The 5,688-nt window shown below is 41.8% G+C and carries 9 protein-coding genes and 1 tRNA gene; all 10 read left to right on the top strand.

Annotated features, from left to right (window positions below; all coding sequences use genetic code 11):
• Positions 1–162: 162 nt before the first annotated feature.
• Positions 163–888, top strand: a complete 726-nt coding sequence (locus AC3LHT_RS08285; protein ID WP_488662557.1) for a tetratricopeptide repeat protein — start codon at positions 163–165, stop codon at positions 886–888.
• A 10-nt stretch (positions 889–898) separates the two neighbouring features.
• Positions 899–1,393: a hypothetical protein gene (locus tag AC3LHT_RS08280; RefSeq protein ID WP_488662556.1), complete on the top strand. Its 495-nt coding sequence runs from the start codon at positions 899–901 to the stop codon at positions 1,391–1,393.
• A complete protein-coding gene (locus tag AC3LHT_RS08275) occupies positions 1,390–2,541 on the top strand; it encodes a TIGR04013 family B12-binding domain/radical SAM domain-containing protein (protein WP_488662555.1) in 1,152 nt (383 codons plus the stop codon). Before AC3LHT_RS08280 ends, AC3LHT_RS08275 begins: the two co-directional genes overlap by 4 nt.
• 2 nt (positions 2,542–2,543) lie before the next feature.
• Positions 2,544–3,350 (top strand): carbon-nitrogen hydrolase family protein, encoded by an 807-nt coding sequence (locus AC3LHT_RS08270; protein ID WP_488662554.1) that lies wholly within the window; start codon positions 2,544–2,546, stop codon positions 3,348–3,350.
• Between the two features lie 53 nt (positions 3,351–3,403).
• A tRNA-Lys gene (locus tag AC3LHT_RS08265) sits at positions 3,404–3,479 on the top strand.
• Positions 3,480–3,603: 124 nt separating this feature from the next.
• Entirely contained in the window at positions 3,604–4,152 is a 549-nt protein-coding gene (gene infC, locus AC3LHT_RS08260; RefSeq protein WP_488662558.1) for a translation initiation factor IF-3, read from the top strand.
• Positions 4,139–4,339 carry a 50S ribosomal protein L35 gene (gene rpmI, locus AC3LHT_RS08255; protein WP_290644984.1) on the top strand — a complete coding sequence of 67 codons (201 nt, stop codon included), beginning with the start codon at positions 4,139–4,141 and terminating at the stop codon, positions 4,337–4,339. Before infC ends, rpmI begins: the two co-directional genes overlap by 14 nt.
• A 17-nt stretch (positions 4,340–4,356) precedes the next feature.
• Entirely contained in the window at positions 4,357–4,719 is a 363-nt protein-coding gene (rplT, locus tag AC3LHT_RS08250) for a 50S ribosomal protein L20 (RefSeq protein WP_290644986.1), read from the top strand.
• Positions 4,720–4,771: 52 nt separating this feature from the next.
• Positions 4,772–5,179: an OsmC family protein gene (locus tag AC3LHT_RS08245; RefSeq protein WP_290644988.1), complete on the top strand. Its 408-nt coding sequence runs from the start codon at positions 4,772–4,774 to the stop codon at positions 5,177–5,179.
• Positions 5,179–5,688 (top strand): P-loop NTPase (locus AC3LHT_RS08240; protein WP_488662553.1); only part of this gene is annotated, 510 nt, incomplete at its 3' end. The genes AC3LHT_RS08245 and AC3LHT_RS08240, both read left to right, overlap by 1 nt.

Raw genomic sequence — 5,688 nt, 5'->3', positions numbered from 1 at the left:
CCCGGACCCGCACTTTGAAACCCAAATTCAGGATCTGACCAGAGACAACCATGAAGTGGTTAGAATCAATGATTCTCACGCACAATTCACAACGGGCTCTATCATCACTTTGTTCAATGATATAATATTTGTGACTTTAACTTGTTAAAGGAGGGGGTTAGAATGAAAAAAAATATTGTATTGTTTCTCTTTACAGTAATATTTGTAAGCTTATTTGCCATTGATTATGACACGGTTTATTCACAATTTGCACAAGCAAGATCATATCAGAAAAAGCCTGACCTTGTAAGAATAATGTTCTCTCTAGAAAACGCCCCTGAAACACAGGGCGATGTTAAATTGCTAACTTTACTCGCTGATTGTTACAGAGAGTACGCCAATTGGGCAACTGAAAATGATAAGGAACAGTATTACAAGAAAGCTCGCGAAACTGCTGAAAGTGCTATCAAATTAGATCCAGATTATGGTTATGCTTACTATGTTGCCGGAGCTGCTATCGGACAGCTTGCACAATATGTGGGAATTATAAAGTCGCTTTTTATGTTAGGTGATTTTGATAAGTACATTGACAAAGCCATGGAATTGCTTCCAGATAACCACTTCCCATTTTATGCAAAGGCTCTGAGGTACCGTGACACACCTTGGCCCTTCAAAGACTTCAAAAAATCTGAAGAACTCTTTCTGAAGTCTATTAGCTTAGATCCTACATATCTCGATATCTACTATGATCTTGCCATGCTCTATGACATGTGGGGAAATGAGGACAAGGCCACAGAATATTGCCGAAAAGTTCTGGAACTTCCTGATGATGAAGATTACATTGTTATCAGCAAGGAGGCAAAAGAAAAGGCAGAAGCCTGGCTAAAGGAAAAGGGAAAGCTGGAATAGGGAGGTAGCTATGCTGTACAGGCTCGTTTTTTCTGTCGTTCCAATCATACTGTTCCCAAGGTTTGGATTCAGTATCAGTATGTCTATATTGGTTACAGTTGCTCTTCTAACAGGAACCTTAATAGGCAACAAACACTGGATTCCCCAGCTTCAGACACTAACGATTTTCTTGATATTCGCACTATCAATTTTGGGATATTTCAGAGGGCAGAATATATCATCGCTAGAAGCCTCCCTTAGGTTCATGGCGTTTGGATATCTCTTCTTGGGAATTGAAGGAAGCGCTTTTTCGCTGCCTTTCGGCATAATGGCACGAAAAATCTCTGCACTTATCGCTTCTGTATTATTTGCTATTTTTGTAGCCTGGGGGCTTTCAATGCTTGCATTCGAAAAAATGGGTGGCTCTGGAATTGCCCTGTCTATTTTTTTGATGGGGCTTGTAAGCTGGAGAGATGTGCATAAGATAATCCAGATGCCTTTTGAAGGGCGGCATGGCGAAAATTGAAACTTGCCTTTTTCAGAACTAAAAACAATCGATATAGCATAGCGGCTTTACTGGGAGCACTTGAGGACCTTGAAGTAAAGATAATAGTAGTTGATAATCCTGAAGACCTTTTTGAGCTTCCAAGGGATTTTTACATAGCTCTGTCTTTCATGAGTCCAGAAGCCTTGCATCATCTCAAATTGGCACAAGAGATAATTCATAAGGGATATAGGGTTATTGCAGGTGGTTCTCACGCCTCAGCGCGTCCTGAACAGTTACTAAAAAGAGGGGTTTTTGCAGTGTTTGTGGGAGAAGCTGAGGAAACGCTCCGAAGCTTTGTGCTAAATCCCAAACCAGGGCTCTGGAAAGCCACAAGATTCGTTGACCTGGATAAATTTCCCCCGTTTTCTTTGAAATACGAGGCATTTTCACCAATTGAGATTACACGCGGTTGCCCTTTCGGATGTGCCTATTGTCAAACTCCCAGGCTTTTTGGGAACACTGTCAGGCACAGAAGCCTGGAAAAAGTGCTTGATTATGCCAGAAGAAGCGTCGCTCAAGGTCGGAAAGTTGCTCGATTTATTTCTCCTAACGCCTTCAGTTATGGTTCCAGTAAAGGAATAATCCCAAACATAGAAGCTATCGAAAAATTATTAAAAGGCGTTAAAGAAGCCGGAATGAGAGAAGTTTATTTTGGCTCCTTTCCCTCAGATGTTAGACCAGAATCCGTAACTGAAGAGGTGCTTGACCTCGTAGCTACGTATTGCGATAACAGGACTATCGTGATCGGTCTTCAAAGCGGAAGCGAAAGAATATTGAGACTTTTAAAAAGAGGGCATAACGTTGAAAACGCTCTGCACGCCGTTGAACTGATCGCTAAAAAAGGATTTATGCCATACGTCGATATGATCTTCGGATTTCCCTTTGAAACGAAAGACGATGTACGCAAGTCACTAGAAATATCGTTGTTAATGCATGAAAAATTTGGCGCTGTAATACATGGTCATACTTTCATGCCGTTGCCAGGCACCCCTTTTGAAAATCTCAATATGCACATCTCTGCGGACATCCTAAAAACCATAGGCCGTTTTTCTTCAAAAGGTATAATTAAGGGACAATGGCAAAGACAGCTGAATATTTCTGAAGAAATCAGCAGCTTGGAGGGATGAAGGTGTCCAAAAAAAGAACTAAAATCAATGTTGGAGCTATTCAACTTTTTTCGGCTCCCGATAATCCTGGCGAGAATCTTGAAAGAGCGATTACATACATGGAATTGCTGATCGAAAAGGGTGTGGACCTTATTCTACTTCCCGAGATGTTTAACACGGGATACGGAACTTCAAAAGAAATACTCAACAGTGCAATGGATATTTTTGATGAAACTATTGAGAGCTTGTCAGCTGTTGCAGATTTTAACGATGTGGCTATCGTAGGGGGGATCCCAAGAAAATCAGGTAACGTTTTCTACAACAGCACCGTTGTCGTACTGCCTTACAACGAACCCTTGTTTTACAACAAGACACATTTATTTAGAAAGGAAAAGGAAGTGTTTAAACCCGGTCAATCATTACTCGTTTTCAATTACCTGGGAGTAGAATTTGGCATATTCATGTGTTATGAAGTTGGCTTTCCAGAGATCGCAAGAACACTCGCCAAAAGGGGGGCACAGGTTTTTCTCGCTCCCTTCGCCTTTGGGAAAGAGCGTGAAAGGATTTACGAGATAGCCACAAGAGCTAGAGCTATTGAAAATGGTTCTTTTCTTATGGCTGCAAATCAAATAGAAAAAGGGTCAGAAATGGAATATCTCGGTAAGAGCCGTATAATTTCACCGGATGGCAATTTGCTTGCAGATGCCGGCAATGCCGAGGGGATCATCTGGGCAACGCTAAACCTGGCAAAAGTAAACACCTATAGATATACAGAACAAGGAACCTCACATGGATATTTTGCAAATTTCAGGGAAGATTTATACGAATGAAAATCCGGATATGTTGACAGCAGGGAGTTATTGAGCTAAAATAAGTAGCGTGTGGGCCGTTAGCTCAACAGGCAGAGCGGCTGATTCTTAATCAGTAGGCTGCGGGTTCGATTCCTGCACGGCCCACCAGCATATTTTAGAAAAGTAAGCGGAGCATGGCTCCCACCCCCGCCTGAAGCCGAGGGGTCAATACTCGTAAAGAATATTGACAGGCGGGCTATTTCCGCCTTTTTTCTTTGAGAGGTGATGCTTTATAGCGAGAGATGAAAAGAGAATCATTAAGAACAATGACATCAGGGTTTCAAAGGTTCGCGTTGTTGATGAAGAAGGTGAGCAGCTTGGCATTCTTCCCACTGATGAAGCCATAAAAATAGCTATGGAGAAGAATCTTGATTTGGTGTTAGTTGCTCCTGACGCGAAACCTCCTGTCGCAAGGATTATGGATTTCGGAAAGTACAAGTACGAAAAGGAAAAGAGAGAAAGAGAAGCCAAAAAACGTTCAAAACAAACCCAATTAAAGCAGATGAAATTCCGACTTCGAATCGACACCCATGATTTTATGACAAAGGTAAATAGAATAAGAGAGTTCCTCTCTAAAGGCAGCAAAGTTAGGGTGGTTATCATGTTTCGAGGTAGAGAAATGGCATTTAGTGACCAAGGCGCTCAGCTTTTAGAAAAAGTTAGGCTTGAACTTGAAGACATTTCTGAAGTTGATAGAGCACCCAAAATGGAAGGCCGTGACATGTGGATGATACTCAGACCAAAATCAACCCAGGGAGGTAAACTAAATGGGAAAAACTAAAATGAAAACACACAAAGCCACTGCAAAGCGCTTCAAAATAACCGGAAGCGGAAAAGTAATGAGGCAACATTCCGGACGAAACCACAACACAGGCAAAAAAAGTGAAAACAACCGCAGAGAAGCAAGAAAATGGGAAGAACTTTCCAAAGGCATGTCCAAAAAAGTCAAGAAAAGTCTTGGATTATAACGAAGAGGTGATAGAAGATGCGCGTCAAAGGTGGAGTTAATTCAAAAAAGAAGAAAAGAAAGTATTTGAAGGCGGCAAAGGGTTATAGAGGTGCTTTGAGCAGAAGGTACCGTCTCGCAAAGCAATACTACATTCGCTCTGGAGTTTACGCATATTTCGGCAGAAAACAGAAAAAGAGAGATTACAGAAAACTATGGATCACAAGGATAAATGCAGGAGCAAGAATGGAAGGCATGAAATACAGTGAACTCATTCATGGGCTTAAATTAGCTGGTGTTTCCGTGAACAGAAAAATACTCGCAGAATTGGCAGCGACGGACTTTGAGGCATTCAAAGAATACATTGAAATTGCCAAAGGGGCACTGACAAAGGCTGAATAAATAGGGGCATGAGCCCCTTTTTTTTGAGGAGGTTATGTGCGTGGAGGTAAAAATGAAAAGAGTTGGAAATATGGCCTTTCACACAAAAACCCCGTCAGGCCATGATGTATATGCCGATGCTGGCCCAGAAGTTGGAGGCAACGATTCCGCTGCCAGGCCAAAGGAACTGATGCTCGTTTCATTACTTGGCTGTACTTCAATGGATGTAGTTTCCATACTCAACAAGATGAAAGTGAAGGATTACGACTATGAGATCACAGCCAATGGAGAGCTTGCAAATGAACATCCAAAGGTTTTTACAAGTATAAAGGTTACTTATGTTTTTAAAGGAAAGGATCTCCCCAAAGAGAAAATAGAAAAGGCTGTTCGGCTTTCCCAGGAAAGGTATTGCTTTGCATCCGCGATGCTAAAAAAAGTGTGCGATTTCAGTTATGAAATCATTTATGAGGAGGCACAATAATGGCTACGAACCAGAACAATCTTGCAGAAACAATGAAGAAAATACGGAATAACATGTCGGGAATAAAACATAAAATTCTCGTTATGTCTGGAAAAGGTGGGGTCGGCAAATCCACCGTCGCAACAAATCTTGCCGCAGCGCTTGCAGATGAAGGCTATAAAACAGGTATCCTCGATATTGATCTTCATGGTCCTAATGTTGTTAAAATGCTGGGCTTGAAGAAAAAGCCCACTGTTGTGGAGGAACAGATAATTCCTCCCGAAGTTCTTCCGAACTTGAAAGTTATCTCCATGGCCAGTTTTCTTGAAGATGATAGACCCGTCATCTGGCGTGGACCTCTAAAAACTTCCGCAATATATCAATTTCTTGGTGATGTTGCTTGGGGAGAGCTCGATTTCCTTATTATCGATGCGCCTCCCGGTACGGGCGATGAGTCTCTTACAATAATGCAGACTCTTCCAGATGTAAAACCTTTGATGGTCACAACCCCTCAAGAAGTGGCTGCCCTT

This window comes from Kosmotoga sp. (assembly GCF_982836095.1).
The sequence above is the reverse complement of the archived record's forward strand: the minus strand, read 5'-3'. Positions and strand labels throughout refer to the sequence as shown.